Source organism: Vibrio sp. 03-59-1, assembly GCF_013114135.1.
Lineage (GTDB): Bacteria > Pseudomonadota > Gammaproteobacteria > Enterobacterales > Vibrionaceae > Vibrio > Vibrio cortegadensis.
Window position 1 is genome coordinate 1 of record NZ_VTYA01000073.1, and the last position, 1,088, is coordinate 1,088.

General features: G+C 59.7%; 1 protein-coding gene. It reads right to left on the reverse strand.

Going from position 1 to position 1,088, the window contains the following annotated elements; translation table 11 throughout:
• Nucleotides 1-1,088, reverse strand: a 1,088-nt coding sequence (locus F0249_RS19965; RefSeq protein ID WP_216599676.1) for a VCBS domain-containing protein, incomplete at both ends; no start/stop codon positions are given.

Genomic DNA, 1,088 nt, shown 5'->3' on the forward strand with positions numbered 1-1,088 from the left:
ATGGTCACCACCACGTCATGAGGGGTGCCGTCCGCCGACGTCACTGTCAGGGTACGGATCACCGGATCGCTATCGGCGTCTAACGCTTGCACGTCTGGGTGGCGGTTGTTCAGCTCATACGTCCAGTGGCCCTCGGCATCGATAGAGAACGTGCCCCAGTGGCCGTCTTGAACGTCGGTTTGTGGGTGGAAGACCGCTTCGCCGGCATCAGGATCCGCCACGTTTAAGTTGCCACCTGTGGTCAGCGTGACGTCTTCTTGCACCGCGCCCGCGTCATCACCCGGTTGCTCTGGTGTGATGATCGCTTGGTCGTCTGAGCCCGCGATAGTCACCACCACGTCATGAGAAGTGCCGTCCGCCGACGTCACTGTCAGGGTACGAATAACCGGATCGCTATCGGCGTCGAGAGCTTGCACGTCAGGGTGGCGGTTGTTCAGCTCATACGTCCAGTTACCAGTCTCATCGATAGAGAAGGTGCCCCAGTTACCATCTTGAACGTTGGTTTGTGGTTGGAAGACCGCTTCGCCGGCATCAGGATCCGCCACGGTTAAGTTGCCACCCGTGGTCAGCGTGACGTCTTCTTGCACTGCGCCCGCGTCATCACCCGGTTGCTCTGGCGTGATGATCGCTTGGTCGTCAGAGCCCGCGATGGTCACGACCACGTCATGAGTAGTGCCGTCCGCCGACGTCACTGTCAGGGTACGGATCACCGGATCGCTATCGGCGTCCAGAGCTTGCACGTCTGGGTGGCGATTGTTCAGCTCATACGTCCAGTTGCCATCCGCATCGATAGAGAACGAGCCCCAGTTACCGTCTCGAACGTCGGTTTGAGGCTGGAAGACCGCTTCGCCGGCATCAGGATCCGCCACGGTTAAGTTGCCACTCGTGGTCAGCGTGACGTCTTCTTGCACTGCGCCTTTATCGTCACCCGGTTGCTCTGGTGTGATGATCGCTTGGTCGTCTGAGCCCACGATGGTCACGACTACGTCATGAGGGGTGCCGTCCGCCGACGTCACTGTCAGGGTACGGATCACAGGATCGCTATCGGCATCGAGAGCTTGCACGTCTGGGTGGCGGTTGTTCAGCTC